The 15,321-nt window shown below is 56.0% G+C and carries 17 protein-coding genes; 5 read left to right on the top strand and 12 right to left on the bottom strand.

The window, feature by feature from the left end; all coding sequences use genetic code 11:
- Nucleotide 1 precedes the first annotated feature (1 nt).
- Nucleotides 2-1,054: a GNAT family N-acetyltransferase gene (locus tag BQ4436_RS10005; RefSeq protein ID WP_240492804.1), complete on the top strand. Its 1,053-nt coding sequence runs from the start codon at nt 2-4 to the stop codon at nt 1,052-1,054.
- On the opposite strand, the gene BQ4436_RS10000 is transcribed toward BQ4436_RS10005, so the two are convergent.
- From BQ4436_RS10000 to BQ4436_RS11755, 5 genes are all read right to left on the bottom strand, one after another.
- Entirely contained in the window at nt 1,051-1,629 is a 579-nt protein-coding gene (locus BQ4436_RS10000; RefSeq protein WP_070362328.1) for an Rv2732c family membrane protein, read from the bottom strand. The two genes, BQ4436_RS10005 and BQ4436_RS10000, sit on opposite strands and share 4 nt — an antisense overlap.
- A gap of 29 nt (nt 1,630-1,658) precedes the next feature.
- On the bottom strand, nt 1,659-3,185 hold the full coding sequence (miaB, locus tag BQ4436_RS09995; RefSeq protein ID WP_070362327.1) for a tRNA (N6-isopentenyl adenosine(37)-C2)-methylthiotransferase MiaB: 1,527 nt from the start codon (nt 3,183-3,185) through the stop codon (nt 1,659-1,661).
- A 99-nt stretch (nt 3,186-3,284) separates the two neighbouring features.
- The gene (gene recX, locus BQ4436_RS11760; protein ID WP_071572548.1) at nt 3,285-3,887 is read right to left on the bottom strand and encodes a recombination regulator RecX; all 603 of its coding nucleotides are present in this window, start codon (nt 3,885-3,887) and stop codon (nt 3,285-3,287) included.
- 3 nt (nt 3,888-3,890) lie between these two features.
- Nucleotides 3,891-5,000 (bottom strand): recombinase RecA, encoded by a 1,110-nt coding sequence (recA, locus tag BQ4436_RS09990; RefSeq protein ID WP_070976740.1) that lies wholly within the window; start codon nt 4,998-5,000, stop codon nt 3,891-3,893.
- A 210-nt stretch (nt 5,001-5,210) separates the two neighbouring features.
- A complete protein-coding gene (locus tag BQ4436_RS11755; protein WP_083329538.1) occupies nt 5,211-5,426 on the bottom strand; it encodes a DUF3046 domain-containing protein in 216 nt (71 codons plus the stop codon).
- Between the two features lie 75 nt (nt 5,427-5,501).
- Here BQ4436_RS11755 and BQ4436_RS09985 point away from each other — a divergent pair, with 75 nt between their 5' ends.
- The 3 genes from BQ4436_RS09985 to BQ4436_RS09975 are packed head-to-tail and all read left to right on the top strand — an operon-like array spanning nt 5,502 to nt 7,391.
- The gene (locus BQ4436_RS09985; RefSeq protein WP_070362325.1) at nt 5,502-6,074 is read left to right on the top strand and encodes a biotin transporter BioY; all 573 of its coding nucleotides are present in this window, start codon (nt 5,502-5,504) and stop codon (nt 6,072-6,074) included.
- Between the two features lie 14 nt (nt 6,075-6,088).
- Nucleotides 6,089-6,784, top strand: a complete 696-nt coding sequence (locus BQ4436_RS09980) for an energy-coupling factor ABC transporter ATP-binding protein (RefSeq protein WP_070478922.1) — start codon at nt 6,089-6,091, stop codon at nt 6,782-6,784.
- A complete protein-coding gene (locus BQ4436_RS09975) occupies nt 6,774-7,391 on the top strand; it encodes an energy-coupling factor transporter transmembrane component T family protein (RefSeq protein WP_369822076.1) in 618 nt (205 codons plus the stop codon). Before BQ4436_RS09980 ends, BQ4436_RS09975 begins: the two co-directional genes overlap by 11 nt.
- A 76-nt stretch (nt 7,392-7,467) precedes the next feature.
- Here BQ4436_RS09975 and BQ4436_RS09970 read toward each other — a convergent pair whose 3' ends face one another.
- From BQ4436_RS09970 to pgsA, 4 genes are all read right to left on the bottom strand, one after another.
- Nucleotides 7,468-8,295 carry a PspA/IM30 family protein gene (locus BQ4436_RS09970; RefSeq protein WP_070977168.1) on the bottom strand — a complete coding sequence of 276 codons (828 nt, stop codon included), beginning with the start codon at nt 8,293-8,295 and terminating at the stop codon, nt 7,468-7,470.
- A 90-nt stretch (nt 8,296-8,385) separates the two neighbouring features.
- Nucleotides 8,386-8,760: a helix-turn-helix domain-containing protein gene (locus BQ4436_RS09965; RefSeq protein ID WP_083290921.1), complete on the bottom strand. Its 375-nt coding sequence runs from the start codon at nt 8,758-8,760 to the stop codon at nt 8,386-8,388.
- A complete protein-coding gene (locus tag BQ4436_RS09960) occupies nt 8,760-9,326 on the bottom strand; it encodes a CinA family protein (protein ID WP_070976737.1) in 567 nt (188 codons plus the stop codon). Before BQ4436_RS09960 ends, BQ4436_RS09965 begins: the two co-directional genes overlap by 1 nt.
- A complete protein-coding gene (gene pgsA, locus BQ4436_RS09955) occupies nt 9,326-9,862 on the bottom strand; it encodes a CDP-diacylglycerol--glycerol-3-phosphate 3-phosphatidyltransferase (protein ID WP_255366188.1) in 537 nt (178 codons plus the stop codon). The genes BQ4436_RS09960 and pgsA overlap by 1 nt, the downstream gene beginning before the upstream one ends.
- Nucleotides 9,863-9,907: 45 nt before the next feature.
- Here pgsA and BQ4436_RS09950 point away from each other — a divergent pair, with 45 nt between their 5' ends.
- The gene (locus BQ4436_RS09950; protein WP_070478919.1) at nt 9,908-10,195 is read left to right on the top strand and encodes a YciI family protein; all 288 of its coding nucleotides are present in this window, start codon (nt 9,908-9,910) and stop codon (nt 10,193-10,195) included.
- A 12-nt stretch (nt 10,196-10,207) separates the two neighbouring features.
- Here the strand turns inward: BQ4436_RS09950 and BQ4436_RS09945 are convergent, their stop codons facing one another.
- The 3 genes from BQ4436_RS09945 to BQ4436_RS09935 all read right to left on the bottom strand — a co-directional run bounded on the left by BQ4436_RS09945 (nt 10,208) and on the right by BQ4436_RS09935 (nt 15,281).
- Entirely contained in the window at nt 10,208-11,377 is a 1,170-nt protein-coding gene (locus tag BQ4436_RS09945) for a TerC family protein (RefSeq protein WP_070977164.1), read from the bottom strand.
- 179 nt (nt 11,378-11,556) lie between these two features.
- Nucleotides 11,557-14,568: a DNA translocase FtsK gene (locus tag BQ4436_RS09940; RefSeq protein WP_070478915.1), complete on the bottom strand. Its 3,012-nt coding sequence runs from the start codon at nt 14,566-14,568 to the stop codon at nt 11,557-11,559.
- Between the two features lie 86 nt (nt 14,569-14,654).
- Nucleotides 14,655-15,281: a TIGR03085 family metal-binding protein gene (locus BQ4436_RS09935; protein WP_083290919.1), complete on the bottom strand. Its 627-nt coding sequence runs from the start codon at nt 15,279-15,281 to the stop codon at nt 14,655-14,657.
- Nucleotides 15,282-15,321: the final 40 nt, after the last annotated feature.

Raw genomic sequence — 15,321 nt, 5'->3', positions numbered from 1 at the left:
CTTGATCGTAGGGAGTGCCGACCCGTCACACGCCGCAGTCTCCTCCTACGCATTCTCAGTCACGCTTGCTATCCAGGACATTACGGGAGAAGCGCACTCCGGAGTGAGTGCAGCCCATCTCGCGAAACGCCTGGAGGGATCCGAAGAATCGTTAGCGCTTCTCTTCGCGCTGTGTAGCAAACCAGCGCCACGGTCCCTTGGAGCGTTCGGTTACCCAGTGCTGACTGAGGATGATCTGTACGACGTCGAAGGCTGGGTGCTCATATCGCTTCCTCTACTTGAGGACGTCGATGTGTTAGAAGCGAACGTCACTATCGACGCCTCCATCGCTCCTCTTCCCGGGGAGGAGCAGCCGGCGCACGTGTGGCGAAGTGCGCTCGCGCTGATTGACGCGCTTTCTGCAGAGTTGCACCGTCCCATCCGTCAGATTTGGATCACGGAGCCATTGGGGGCACCGGAGCACCCATTCCTTCGCGCTGACGGCTACACGCCGGCGCACTGTGAGCGACAGGCAATTATCAACGCGGACGCTATCGTGGCGCCTGACCAGAATGATAGGTGCGACGTGATTGAAGACATGGCATTCGACCCTACTGATCTGCCCTCCTTCTTAGCTACTCTCCAGGAGTCCGCAGCGAAATACCCTCGTGGTTCACTATCGCTCGAGCCTGTCCAGTGGTCTGCGTCCCGTCTTCAGGACGCTGCTGCACGTCTCAAGGACCGCGGCGGTTCCCAGATCACCGCCATTGCCCGTGATGTCTCAGGGAAACCGGTCGGGCTTGCAGAGGTAGCAAAATTCGAGAATGACGCAGATTCTGTTGCAGAAATCGGGCTGGTGTACGTACGGGAGGCAAGCCGGGGACTCGGTTTAGGCAAGCGCGCCTTGGCTTCTGCGATATCAGCCGCGCTCTCGATTTGGCCACAAACGAAGCAGATCTACGCTTCTTATCCCAACCCGCAGCCGGGTGCGAGCCACATTCTCGACCACTATGCCCCAACCGGGATAAGCCAGGCGACGGCCTGGCAGAAGGGCGTACCAAAGCTCGATAGCTAGTTGCTTCTTTTGTGGCGTCGTGCCGCGTTCGCTCGTCGGTCATCGACAAGCAGTGGGTTCGTTTCTTGCTCCTGATGAGTCCGCGTCGCATTCAATTGCGCATCCGCGATATCCGCGTCGATTTCGCTTGGCTGATTCCGGAGCAGTTCCGGGGCAACCGCTGTCTTTCGCACGAACAGCGGAATGTACGTCAACACGACCAGGAGTACCGCGACAACTTCTAGGTAAAACCCGGGCCCGTGCTGAAACGTTCCTGCAACACCGGTACTCGACTTCCGCAGCCACACTGCCAGCAACGAGCTAACCAGGGCAACTGTTGAAATCATCCACGCGGCTGTGGCCATTCCGAAACGTCGCGAAACCGTCACTAGCGACGTGCAAACGCCTACGCCTAAGAAGCCTAGCCATACAAATACGTACTCCGTGATCTTGGTATCTGCACTGCGGGCGCCTTCGCCCACCGCGAGCACCTGCCATCCGGGAATGTCACCAACGAAGGGCAAAAACAGCGCAACAAGCCACCCAATACTTGCAATACCGAGTACCCAGCGCGCGGATCCTAATTCCATTTTCATTGAAGTCTCCCTTCCAGTAGTCGCGTGGTTTACGCTTCAGGAGTCGTGCAGCAGCCAGTGTTGCTTACGTTAGTCACTGGAACGATGTCTGGACGTGCAACCGTAGGAATTCCAAGTCCCACCCCAACAGGTGCAGTCGTTGGTACCTCGCCTGCCTCAGCGTGATCACCCGCGAGTGTGCGTCGGTGTGAAAGCACACCAGAATCCGCGATCAGAAAATATGACTTTGCTTCGGTGATACGAGCGGTAACAATGTCACCCGGACGGATGGCAGATCGATTGGCCTCATCGACAGCAAAGTGCACGAGCCTGCCGTCGCGAGCGCGTCCTGACATTCTGTGAGTCGTCTCGTGCTTTCGACCTTCGTCCTGCTGAACAAGGAGTTCTTGCACAGATCCAATGAGCTTTTCATTCTCTTCCAGGCTGATTCGTTCCTGGAGTTCAAGCAGTCGTTCGAACCGCTCCTGCACCACAGCTTTCGGAACCTGGTTTTCCATTTCAGCCGCCGGGGTCCCAGGGCGCGGTGAGTACTGGAATGTATAGGCGGACGTGAATCGTGCCTTCTCAACTACATCAAGCGTTGCCTGGAAGTCTTCTTCCGTCTCGCCTGGGAATCCGACAATGATATCGGTGGTGATCGAAGCCTCAGGAAGCTTCTCACGGACCTCATCCAAAATGCCTAAAAACTTCTTGGATCGGTACGAACGGCGCATGTCCTTGAGTACTTTGTCAGACCCCGACTGCAACGGCATATGTAGCTGCGGGCAAACGTTCGGGGTTTCTGCCATTGCGTCGATGACGTCAGATGTAAACTCTGCGGGGTGCGGGGAGGTGAAGCGAACACGCTCGAGGCCTTCGATCTCGCCACACGCTCGTAGCAGTTTTGAAAACGCGGACCTATCTCGCTCCATTTCCTCGTCAACGAAATGCACACCGTAAGCATTGACGTTTTGGCCAAGCAAAGTGACTTCTAAGACGCCTTGATCCACGAGCGCCTGTACCTCGGCGAGGATATCGCCCGGACGGCGATCAACTTCTTTGCCACGCAGACTCGGAACGATACAGAATGTACACGTATTATTGCACCCGACAGACACCGAAACCCAGCCCGCATAGCTACTTTCACGTTTCGCTGGAAGAACAGAAGGAAATACTTCGAGCGCTTCTGCAATTTCAACTTGCGCCTCGCCCTGTACTCGTGCACGTTCCAGCAGTACCGGCAGTGAGCCCATATTGTGGGTCCCGAAGACCGCGTCTACCCACGGTGCTCTCTGGATAACGTGGTCTTTGTCTTTCTGCGCCAGACATCCACCAACCGCAATCTGCAAATCAGGCTGCGATTCCTTAACCTTTTTCAAATGTCCAAGCGTTCCGTACAAACGCTTGTCTGCGTTTTCACGCACGGCACAGGTGTTGAAAACGATGAGGTCTGGGGCCTGCCCATCTTCAACTGCCACGTACCCCGAATCTTCCAGCAGACCCGACAACCGCTCCGAATCATGAACGTTCATTTGGCATCCGAAGGTTCGTACTTCGTATGTCCTTGATGCAGCCATCTGGTTCGCCTTTCCTGGTTGATTACGCGGGCCTACGCAGGCACGGCTGAACATTCTAGCCACTGCCAACTACCCCGCCCAAACGCCGCAAATTGCTCCCTAGGAAGTCTCTCGAAGTGATTCAACCCTTGTATCTAGTGCAGTTCTTGCGATAGACATGCACATACCTTGTGGAAAGCCTCGACGCGCCAGCACTCCGACAACCCTGCGCAGCGCGCGGGTGTACTCCGCGTGCCCCGCTGGTGGTGTTTTCACTTCTCGCGCCTTCTTTTCCGCGAGGGCTTCAGCAATTGCGTGTTGGTCCTCGTCACTGATTTGTGCGAGCGCGGCGCGCCGATCTGTTTCTGAGACTCCTTTTTCCCTGAGCTCGCGGTCCAGAAAGCTTCTCGACTTTCCTCGACGTTTCGCCCGCTGTCGAACCCATTCATGGGCGAAGCGCCGATCGTCGAGAAGCGAGGACGCGCGAAGAGACGCCAGTACCTCATCAACGAGAGGCGCTGGGAACTCAGCCTTGACAAGACGCTCCCTGAGTTCATGCTCTGATCGCGGTCGCTGATCCAGCAACCTTAATGCACGCCGCCGTACTGGAGCGAGGGCTTCTTCACGTTCGTAGTTGAAGAGTTCTCCATTCCCACCGGTAGCTTCCCATTCGGCAAGTGCGTCCTGCAGGCGTTGAATCTTTTCCGGATCTGGTGTTGCCACGTATTACTTCGCCTTCGCTGGCTCTTCCTCGTCGTCGAAGTCAATGTTTGGCACCATGTCTACTGGGTCATCAGTCAGCGCATCATCATCGGCAAATTCGCCAACCCCCAATGCACGGAAAATCTTTTGCTCGATCTCGTCCGCAAGGTCCGGGTTCTCCTTCAGGAAATTGCGCGCCTTTTCCTTGCCCTGTCCAAGTTGATCGCCTTCGTAGGTAAACCAGGAACCTGACTTCTTCACGAAGCCGTTCTCTACGCCCATGTCAATAATGGACGATTCCCGAGAGATGCCCTCTCCGTACATAATGTCAAACTCTGCGATCTTGAATGGTGGCGAAACCTTGTTCTTCACTACTTTGAGGCGGGTTCGGTTTCCGATGGAATCCTGTCCGTCCTTCAACGTCTGGATACGTCGGACATCACAACGAACCGAGGAGTAGAACTTCAGCGCTTTACCGCCCGTAGTTGTCTCGGGTGAACCGAACATGACGCCGATCTTCTCACGCAGCTGGTTAATAAAAACCGCTGTAGTGCCGGAGTTGTACAGCGCACCTGTCATCTTCCGCAGTGCCTGCGACATCAACCGAGCCTGGAGGCCAACGTGAGAGTCACCCATCTCACCTTCAATTTCAGCCTTAGGCGTCAGTGCGGCAACCGAGTCAATGACGATGATGTCAATCGCGCCAGATCGGACAAGCATGTCCGCGATCTCCAGTGCTTGCTCCCCTGTATCTGGCTGAGAAACGAGCAAGTTATCAGTATCGACGCCCAGCTTGCGGGCATAATCCGGGTCCAGAGCATGCTCGGCGTCGATAAAAGCTGCGATTCCGCCGGCCCGCTGCGCGGAAGCGATGGCGTGAAGCGCAACAGTTGTCTTACCGGAAGACTCAGGTCCGTAAATCTCAACGATGCGGCCGCGTGGCCACCCACCGATCCCCAGAGCGACGTCAATAGCCGTATTCCCAGATGAAATCGACTGAATTGGAGGCCTGTTCTCATCACCGAGACGCATCACAGCCCCCTTGCCATAATCCTTCTCGATCATTGCGAGTGCAGCATCTAGCGCATTCTGGCGATCTTTCGCGGCTGATGCGGTTTTCTTTTTCGCAGCCATTTACATGTTCTCCTTAATGTTCATTCTGTTCGAGTTCGGCGGCGGCGTTTTTGCATACGCCATCGCCCACACACATGTTTAGACTCACCTTCGAGGGTTACGGTTCCCGATGACTTCTAAATCTGGATCTGACTATAGGCAAGTGCCGAGACATCACCAGAGTGTACACGCATACATGTTCGAATTAAAAGTGCAAAACGGCGAGAGCAGCTAGAAACCCGGCCGATCTACGCCAAGGCGACGCGCCTCTGGAACATCAAAGGCGTCACAAAGTTCGTCCCAGGCTTGACGCAAATCGCCTCCATTTTCGATAACCTCTTCGGCGGTACACCCATGACGAGGCAAAAGTTGCGCCTCAATAATCCATGACGCCCGATCAGACCCAAATTCATCCTGGACGAGTTGGTGAAACTCCGTTAATCGCATGGCCTCAAATATACGCGCAGAAAAATCAATACGATTTCATAGCGAACTGAACACTGTTCAAGTACTATTCTCGCTATGTCAAAAAGCATTCCGCAATCAAAGATTGAAGCCCAAGACCTCGCATATATCGCCGTGTTCGCGGCGGTGATCATCGTACTCGGGTTTGTCTCTATTCCAGTCGGCGCTGCCGGCGTTCCAATCGTCATGCAGAACGCTGCTTGTATTCTCGCGGCGCTCGTGCTCGGCCCTAAACGGGGAACCTACACAGTGCTATTGTTCCTCCTCATCGGACTTGCTCTTCCCGTTCTCGCAGGTGGACGCACCGTCGTCTATGCCCTGGGAAGCCCTACAATCGGATATCTGGTTGGCTACATCGCAAGCGCATTTGTTGCAGGTCTCATCGCCTACCGCGCTTCCAGCAAGAGCTCTTTCGTGAATATCGCCCTCCTTCTTGGAGCCGGGTTCGCTGGCCTGTTCCTGCAGTACTTCTTTGGGGTGTTTGGATTGATGGCACGCGCAAACATGACCTTTGGCGCTGCATGGGCAGCACAGCTACCGTTTGTCATCCCTGACACCGCCAAGGTGCTAGTGATTGTGTTCATCGCATTCGCAGTTCGCGCTGCACTCCCCTCACTCCGTCGCGCATAAACTGGATTATTTCCATGCCGCAGATCAGCTTCAACGACGTGAGCGTCGTACGTAATGACAACACACTGCTCCAACCATTTTCACTTACGTTGCAGGAACATCGGATCGGCATCATTGGCTCGAACGGTTCTGGTAAGTCAACGCTCGTCCGGCTTATCAATGGGCTCGAAGAGCCGAGCACAGGCGAGGTATTCTACGACGGGATTTCGCTTGCAACTCGTAGCTCTGAAGTCCGCCGACGTGTCGGGTTCGTGTTCTCCGACGCAGAAAGCCAGATTGTCATGCCCCAAGTCCACGATGACGTGGCGTTTTCATTGAAGAAGTTCAAGCTCTCTAAGGCAGAGAAAGAGCAACGCGTCGATGAGGTACTGGAACGCTTCAAACTCTTGCACAAGGCAGAACAATCACCTCATACGCTCTCTGGCGGTGAAAAACAGCTTCTCGCGCTGGCCGCGGTACTGGTGACTGAACCGACCACCATCATCGCAGACGAGCCAACAACATTGCTTGACCTGCGAAACCGTCGGCGAATAATCGCTGAATTGAACTCGCTTGATCAACAAACAATCGTGGTGACCCATGATCTAGAGCTACTCAGTGACTTCGACCGAGTAATTTGTGTCAACGACGGCGTCATTGCATACGACGGCACACCAGCAGACACGATTCAGTTCTACACTCAGCTAATGGAGCCGAACAGTGAAGATTGACTCGCTACCAATGGGCGTGTACATCCCAGGCAAAACGCTGCTCCACCGTATGAGCCCAAAGAAGAAATTCGTACTGCTCATACTGTATATCCTCATAGCGACCAACTTCGGGCGTACGTTCCCAATCGCGCTCGCGTTGCTAGGCTTGATCTTCGTTCTGTACATCGTGGCAAGAATTCCGATCCGAATCGTTGCCAATCAGCTCGTGCCAATTCTTCCCTTGCTCGCAATGCTGGGCGCTTTCCTTGTTTGGCAAAATGGCATCGGACTTGCTGGCGTCACGCTGATTACGTTGTTCGCAACGATTCTCGCCGCAAACCTTCTTACTCTGACCACAACAGTTGAAGCGCTCCTTGTATCGCTCGAGGAGGGCCTCAAACCGCTCGGCCGTTTCGGAGTATCAACTGAGAAAATCAGCCTCGCCATCGCCCTCACGCTCCGTCTCATTCCGCTCATCTTGCAGACGTCGCAGGAAGTTCTCGACGCCCGCAAGGCCCGAGGACTGGGATTTTCTCCCCTCGCGTTTGGCGTACCGCTCATCGTGCGAAGTATCCGAAGGGCGGAACAGATCGGCGATGCACTTGTCGCTCGTGGCGCGCTCGACTAACCGCGTTCAATCCTTCGCAGGGCAAAGCAAAAAGCTCCAGGTTTCTATAGAAATCCTGGAGCTTTTTTACCACGCTTTAGGCTTCGCCGCGGAGCTCACGCATCCGACGTGCGACGGCGTCCTCACTTGCTTGCGGGGCGCCGGTCTTGCCCTGCTCAATCGACTGCTGTTCCTTTCCCGAGGTCAACTCGCCAGACATCTCTGCGCGAATCTGCTCGAGCCGACTGTGGCCTGCCATCTGGATTCCAGCCTGCTCCACCTCAGCCATGCGGCCTTGGATCGAGTTCTCCGCGAGCTCTGCAGCACCCAGTGCGTTCGCGTAGCGGCGCTCAATCTTGTCGCGAACCTGGTCCAAGTTCGGGCCGGAGGCGGTCAACGAGTTCATCGAGCGCATGGTCTCGGAAACCTTCTCCTGCATCTTGGCCTGCTCAAGCTGCGACAGCAACTTCGAGCGCTCAGCGACCTGCTGTTGCAGGTGTGCCGCGTTGCGCTCCACAGCTTGCTTTGCCTGTGCTGCCTGCTGGAGTGCCTGGTCGTGCAGCGCCTTCGTGTCTTCAACGCCCTGCTCTGCGGTAACAAGCTGCGCCGCGAACGCCTCAGCAGCGTTCTCATACTCGGTCGCCTTCTGTGCGTCACCGTTGGAGCGGGACTTATCTGCTAATTGGAGCGCCTGGCGAGCGTTCGCTTGAAGTTTCTCGACTTCCTCCAAGCGACGATTCAGCTGCATTTCCAGCTGACGCTGGTTACCGATAACGGCGGCTGCCTGCTGCGAAAGCGCCTGGTGCTGGCGCTGAGCCTCGGAAATTGCTTGCTCAATCTGGATCTTTGGATCAGCATTCTCCTCGATCTTGTTGTCGAAAAGTGCCATCAGGTAGTTCCAGAATTTTGAAAACGGGTTTGCCATAGTGTTGCGTTTTACCTTTCGCTGAGCATTGAAATTGGCCGTGTCCACGGCCAAACTGTTTCGTATTCTATCTGTTACAGCGCTGCTCCGCTATGCGTGAATCGCATCAGCCGTAGCGAATTCATCGTTCATCGATTGCAGTGAAAGGTTCGCAACAGCCTCGAGAACAACTTCTGAAACCGTTGTGTCCAGTGCTTCGCAAATCGATGCGAGCAGCTCTGAGGAAACTTCCTTGCGCCCACGCTCCAGCTCAGAGAGGTAACCAGAAGAAACGCGGGCTTGAGCAGCAAGAGATCGCAACGTCACGCCTTTATCCGCCCGGAAAGCTCGCAGTGACATTCCTAGCGCCTCTCTCAGCAGCGGTTCTTTCTGGCGGGTTCCAGACTCGCGAAATGGAAAAGCGACCTCATCCTGTGCATCGAACGAGGGCTCAAGCGGCGTATCGATTAGAAGTGTCGTAGTCATCACTTGGTATAACTCCCCTCAACGTGTTTTTGTTCCCGCACGGCATGCAACAGGACGCGAAGCGCTGCTTCAACAGCCCACTCGCGTACCTCGTTGCGCGGCGCCTGTAGCAAGTTTCGGGCCTGTCTGAATCCTGGAATGGTTCCGCGTACGAGAGGGGCGTCGGAAAGTATGTCGCCTGCGAGAACTGCTTCACAACCATCACTTGAGGCGATCCCTACCCAGACCTCACCAACAGGGTGGCCATCCTGTTCACTGGGCCCGGCCACACCAGTGAGCGAAAGGCCCCAGTCCGCATCGAGCTTCCGCTTTGCCGCCTTCGCCATCTCTTTCGCGGTCACCGGAGAAACAGGTCCAAACTCATCGATGACGTCCTGGGGAACGCCGGCCAAGGTAACTTTGCACTCAGTCGCGTAAGTCACCATCGCGCCTCGTAGCGCTGCGGAGGCACCCGGAACGCCTGCGAGTGCGGCACTTGCCAAACCGGCAGTGAGCGATTCACAAAGCCCAACTGTTGCACCCCTCTTAGTAAGTTCCGCAATCACATCGGATGCAGTACCTCGCATTAGTTATTCACCTTGCGAGCATCGACAAGGTATTGCACGCCGGTCACCACGGTGACGACTACGGCCAACACCATTACAACGTAGGAAGGCGCGTCCATCCAGGAAGGCAGCGGGCACAGGTAGAGAGCAACGCCGACGGTCTGGAGCACCGTCTTCACCTTGCCACCCTTGGACGCGGGAACGACATGGTCGTTGCGCAGCATCCACATTCTCCACATGGTGATGCCGAGCTCGCGGACCACGATGACGATAGTCATCCACACAGGAAGGTTGGACGCCACGTTGAGTACTACAAGTGCCGTAATCATCAGGGCCTTGTCCGCGATCGGGTCCGCAATTTTCCCGAAGTCGGTAATCAGGTTGTAGGTACGGGCGATTGTTCCGTCTAGCTTGTCCGTGAGCATCAGCGCAACGAACACACCGAACGCCGCACCCCATCGCTGGTCCAGTGCCAACCATGCGAAGACGGGGATAAAAATGATTCGCAACGACGTCAAGACGTTGGGTACGTTCCAGTTCGATGGTTTTTCAGTCACGCCCTCTACCCTACCTATCCCATGCTTTCCCTTAGACTGCGTGTTATGAAATATTTTGCATTCCATTACACGTACTCAGATAATACGGACGTCGTAGATGCTACGCGCCCCGCACACCGCGAGTTCATCGCGAAGCAGCTAGAGCTCGGAAGGATTGTCGGATCTGGCCCGCTAGTCGACGCCGGCAAGGCCCTCATCATCGTGCAATTACCAGATACTGCCGACGCTGCGGAGGCAGTATCACTCATGAACCAGGACCCCTACTGGCAGAACAACGCCCTACTCAGCCGCGAGGTCCACGAGTGGAACCCGGTCTCCCGGGTGTTCCCTTAAACCGCGGAAGTTCTACTTCCTCCCGCGCTGCACATGGAGGTGATCCGTCTCGCGGGAACCAGTGGCGGTGTGGTCGCCCTTGCCCGACGTTGCAGGGTCATCAATCCACTCGATGTGGTGGCCCTGGTTATCGACCTTGCGACGGTTCCCGTGGTCGTCGTAGTCGATGTGCCAGCTCGGACCGTTTGGGTCCCGCCGCCCTGCCTTGATATCCGCTCGGTCCTTCACCAAGGAGCACAGCACGGTAATCACCAGTACTGCCACAATGAAGCCGAGCGATGCAACGGTGCCAACCTCCGGTACGCTCACATTCTCACCGCCATTGACAAACGGCAGGTTGTTCTCGTGTAGCGCGTGAAGCAACAGTTTGATGCCGATAAAGCCAAGAATCACGCCCAACCCGTACGGCAGATACACCACACGGTCCAACAAGCCAGAAAGCAGGAAGAACATCTGGCGAAGGCCCATGAGCGCGAACGCATTCGCGGTAAACACAATGTACGCCTCAGAGGTAATACCGTAGATTGCTGGGATCGAATCAAACGCAAACATTACGTCGATAAACCCGATGGAGAGCAGTGCGACGAACAGCGGGGTCGCTGCGGTCTTACCTTCCTTCGTCTTCGACCACAGCTTGTCACCGTGGTAGGAGCTCGTGACAGGGACGACTTTACGGAGTGCCTTCACGACAGCCATATCGTTCGGATCTGTTTCAGGTGCATCAGTCGCCTCGTCGTAAACGAGTTTGACAGCCGTGTAGATCAAGAACGCTGCGAAGATGTAGAAGACGTCGCTCCACGCCTCGATAAGTGCTGCGCCGAGCAGAATAAACAGCAGGCGGCATACCAACGCGATAACAATGCCCAAGAGCAGCACCTTTTGCTGGTACTTCCTTGGAATCTTGAACGCACCCATGATCAGCGCAAAGACGAACAAGTTGTCCACGGACAGCGCAAGCTCAGTGATGTAGCCAGTGAAGAACTGGACGCCGTGCTCGCCGTCCCACTCCCACCAGATCGCACCGCCACAGATCGCTGCCATCGTCATGTAGAACAGCGTCCAAAAGCCCGATTCTTTGATAGTTGGCTCGTGGGCCTGGCGAACGTGAGTAAGAAAGTCAAAGGCGAAAAAGCCCAGAATGATTGCTGCAGTGAGCAGCCATATCCATAGGGGGACACTCAACGTGGTTACCTCCGGTCGTTGCATAGGACAAAGAAAGACCGGAGGTCTCCCCCACCACGTAGCTACGCGGCTGCCTCAACCGGGATACGTTTGTTCCGTGTTGACGATCTGAGGCACTTGCGGGGTACTCCCCTCCAATGCGAATGCCAGGCTACACCATCAGGGGGAGTCGCTACCAGTTATACGGCTCCACCGGTGGGATTGTAGGTTGCTTCGACCGTCTTCACGTCATCTTCATCTGCAGTGGCGTCATCACCAAGTTGCGCGTCGACGTCCTTCGGTGCGTCCGCGGGATCCGCACCCTTGAGCATCCAAAGAATGGTCTCGAGCTCTTCTGGCTTCACCAGCACTTCACGGGCCTTGGAGCCTTCCGATGGCCCAACGATGCCACGGGACTCCATCAAATCCATCAGTCGGCCGGCCTTTGCAAAACCGATACGCAGCTTGCGCTGCAGCATGGAGGTCGATCCGAGCTGCGCCGTAACAACGAGTTCAACGGCTTCCAGCAAGTCGTCCAGGTCCTTGCCGATGTCGTCGTCGATAACTTTCTTCTCGGACTCCTTCTCTTCCGTAACGCCCTCGACGTACTGTGGTTCGTCCTGGCTCTTGGCAGCGTCCACGACGGCTTGGATTTCAGCGTCAGACACAAACGCACCTTGCATGCGTTGCGGCTTGCCGGCGCCCTGCGGGATGAAGAGACCGTCGCCCATGCCAATGAGCTTCTCCGCGCCACCCTGGTCGAGGATGACGCGTGAGTCAGTAAGCGAGGATGTTGCAAACGCGAGCCTGGACGGCACGTTCGTCTTGATCAAGCCCGTGACGACGTCCACCGAAGGTCGCTGCGTAGCCAAGACAAGGTGGATACCTGCTGCGCGGGCCTTCTGCGTAATGCGGACGATCGAGTCCTCGATCTCCTTCGGCGCGGTCATCATGAGGTCGGCAAGCTCGTCGACGACACAGACGATGAACGGGTAGGGTCGCATCTCGCGCTGAGAGCCTGCAGGAGCAGTGATTTCACCGCTCTTCACCTTCTTGTTGAAGTCCTTGATGTGGCGGACACGAGCGGTCTTCATGTCCATGTACCGCTGCTCCATCTCCTCCACCAGCCACTGCAGTGCCGCTGATGCCTTCTTCGGCTGCGTGATAATTGGCGTGATCAGATGTGGAATCCCCTCGTACGGAGTGAGCTCCACCATCTTTGGGTCGATGAGGATCAGGCGTACTTCTTCAGGTGTTGCGCGCGTCAGCAAGGAAACCAACATCGAGTTCACGAACGCCGACTTACCGGAGCCCGTAGAACCCGCAACAAGCAAGTGCGGCATCTTCTGCACCGAAGATGCAATAAAGTCGCCCTCGATGTCCTTGCCTAAGCCGATGAGCATAGGGTCATCGTCCGCAGCAACATTCGGCGCTTCGAGGACATCGCGCAGACGAACCATCTCACGGTCCTGATTCGGCACCTCAATGCCGACGGCAGATTTGCCGGGAATTGGCGTCAACAAACGAACGTTATCGGTCGCGACTGCATAGGCAAGATTGGACTGCAAGTTGGTAATCTTCGACACCTTGACGCCGGGCCCAAGCTCTACTTCGTAGCGGGTCACGGTCGGACCACGGGAGAAGCCCGTCACCATAGCATTGACCTTGAACTCCTCGAAGACCTCTGTGATGGCTTCGATCATGCGATCGTTAGCTTCGGTGCGTGTCTTCGGCGCTTGGCCAGCGAGCAGCAAATCGGTTGTTGGAACGACGTAGGTGGAATTCCTGTCGATCTTCTTCGCGTGGCCATCCTTCGGCGCCTCAGGTGGAGTTGTGCTTGGGTCCTTCCCTGAACGCGCTACGACCGCCTGGCGAACTGCGTCTCGCGACTGATCGACGGCATCCCTTTGAGCCTCCTCGAGCGTAGGTCGAGGCAGAATCTTCGTCTCCTCGGGTTGCGCAGGCTGACGTTTCGACGCCGCCTTCGTCGCAGGACGTTCAATGACCGCAGTGGCGTCGCTGCCTTCCTGCGTGTCGAAGTCTTCACCGAAATCGATAACCTCTGTCTCATCACCCGATGTTTGAGGCGCTGACGCTGGCTTCGCCGGGTAGTTATCCAGTGGCGTGGAGGCCTTTCGCAACTTCTCCGAGAAAGACGAAAACCCAGAAACCCTTGGTTTCTTTGCCGCTGTACGTGGAGAAAGACCGGTACGTGGGCTCCTCGATTCAGGCTCAACCCGCGAGCGCTTTGCCGACGTGCGCGGGCACCCCTCTGCGATAGCGTCAATGTCCCGGCCTACATCACTGTAAGGATCCGACTCATCGTCAGTCTCGGGCCGCTGGAATACCGAGCTAAGCCACGCAGTGAAAAAATCATACGCCTCACGCACAGTAATACCGGTTGTACGAAGCGCACCATAAACAATGACAAGTCCCAGCAGCGGAACTGCCACATATGAGGAGAATCCAGCGGCGAGCAAGCCACCGGTGAACGTGCCCACTACCCCACCGGCGATCTTGCGAGATTCCCAATCGGCAGGGTTGCCAGCGAAGACATGAATCATGCCAAGCATCGCAATACCAATAATCAACAGGCCCGACGCCACCCTGGCACGTACTGCCGGTTCTGCCTTCACGTTCAGCATGAGAGCGATAGCGATGCAGACCAAAATCACAGGAAGCAGGAGCGCACCAGCACCAATTGCCCAGTGAACACCCTGCGCAATGACGTTGCCTATCGGGCCAGCGATATCCATCCACACGGAGGCGCCCAGGATCGCGGCAAGGCCAATGAGCACTAAACCGTACGCGTCAACGTTGCCACGCGAGATGCCCAACGAGCGACTGGACTTTCGTGAGTGCTCTTCACGTTGCGGCGCCTCAGCAGAGGGGCCGTCGTCAAGAAAATCGAAGTTGTCGTCCTCGTCATCGTATCCGTTTGCGTCGGGCACGCTGTCAAAACTCTCCTTACGGCGTGGTCGAAGTTTGGTAAGCAACGAACCAGCTCCGCGAACTGCACTGCCAATTGAGCTTCCGACGACTCTCGTCGCGGATCCGACCCGTTCATCGGCAGTCTCTGCCGCGACCATGGACGAGGTCGGTGGATGCGTCATCGACGCTGGGGCACCGTAACGGCTCGTCGTTGAACGTGCACGGTCCCGCGGGCCTGTCGAAGCTCGCGTATTTCGTGGCGCTGGTTTCCTGGCAGACATGTGCTACACATTAGTACCTTGCGCACCATTATTACCATCCGCCACTCTAAAACCACAGATATTGTTACAGGCGAATGAATCAAGTACTACAACTTGATATCTACTCCAGCAAGAGCTTCAACCGCACCGGTTACATCCACTTCGACCGCGCTGCGACCGGCGGCCCACAACAATAGTTCCCCGGGTTCGCCATATACGCGGACGACGTTATCGCCCTGCTTTGAAACGCCGACGCCTTCGCCAATGACCGCAGGAGGCAAGTCCGGGGGCGTCAAAATCACAGGTACCGCAACACCTTTCAGCGTGACTGAACCAAACCGCTTCGCAAGCTTCAAAAGTTCTTTGTTGGTGACGGCACTAAACTGCCGAGGCTCGACCTTACCTCTACCTCGACGAACGTCTTCGTGGTGAATAAAGTGCTCGGCTGTATTTAACGTGTCGTCACTCGGTTTGAAAAGCGAAGGCGGACCGATGGCCCAGAGACGCACAAGATCCTCGTACGACCATGATGCAAGTCGGGCTTCCTCCGCCTCCAAAAACTTCCTCGCTCGCTTTACGAATATTCCGATGGCAGCTAATGGCCTTCGTTCACGGATATAGAGGTGCGTCGCCAAATCGCGAGTGTTCCAGCCCTCGCACAGCGTCGGTGCTTCAGGCCCGACTTCGAGTAACAGTTCAGCGAGTTGATTTCGTTCAGTCTTTGCAAATGACATGGGCCCTAGCATAGTGCCAGGGCCCATAGTTCTGCTCACA

This window comes from Corynebacterium sp. MC3 (genome assembly GCF_900099485.1).
In the GTDB taxonomy this organism is placed as follows: Bacteria; Actinomycetota; Actinomycetes; order Mycobacteriales; family Mycobacteriaceae; genus Corynebacterium; species Corynebacterium pseudogenitalium.
The sequence above is the reverse complement of the archived record's forward strand: the minus strand, read 5'-3'. Positions and strand labels throughout refer to the sequence as shown.

Coding starts and splice junctions, on each gene's coding strand:
- BQ4436_RS09935 (WP_083290919.1), bottom strand. CDS start 15,281: ATGTCATTTGCAAAGACTGAACGAAATCAACTCGCTGAACTGTTACTC.
- recA (WP_070976740.1), bottom strand. CDS start 5,000: ATGGCTGCGAAAAAGAAAACCGCATCAGCCGCGAAAGATCGCCAGAAT.
- BQ4436_RS11755 (WP_083329538.1), bottom strand. CDS start 5,426: ATGCGATTAACGGAGTTTCACCAACTCGTCCAGGATGAATTTGGGTCT.
- BQ4436_RS09965 (WP_083290921.1), bottom strand. CDS start 8,760: ATGACTACGACACTTCTAATCGATACGCCGCTTGAGCCCTCGTTCGAT.
- miaB (WP_070362327.1), bottom strand. CDS start 3,185: ATGGCTGCATCAAGGACATACGAAGTACGAACCTTCGGATGCCAAATG.
- BQ4436_RS09950 (WP_070478919.1), top strand. CDS start 9,908: ATGAAATATTTTGCATTCCATTACACGTACTCAGATAATACGGACGTC.
- BQ4436_RS09985 (WP_070362325.1), top strand. CDS start 5,502: ATGTCAAAAAGCATTCCGCAATCAAAGATTGAAGCCCAAGACCTCGCA.
- BQ4436_RS09970 (WP_070977168.1), bottom strand. CDS start 8,295: ATGGCAAACCCGTTTTCAAAATTCTGGAACTACCTGATGGCACTTTTC.
- BQ4436_RS10000 (WP_070362328.1), bottom strand. CDS start 1,629: ATGAAAATGGAATTAGGATCCGCGCGCTGGGTACTCGGTATTGCAAGT.
- BQ4436_RS09980 (WP_070478922.1), top strand. CDS start 6,089: ATGCCGCAGATCAGCTTCAACGACGTGAGCGTCGTACGTAATGACAAC.
- BQ4436_RS09940 (WP_070478915.1), bottom strand. CDS start 14,568: ATGTCTGCCAGGAAACCAGCGCCACGAAATACGCGAGCTTCGACAGGC.
- BQ4436_RS09960 (WP_070976737.1), bottom strand. CDS start 9,326: ATGCGAGGTACTGCATCCGATGTGATTGCGGAACTTACTAAGAGGGGT.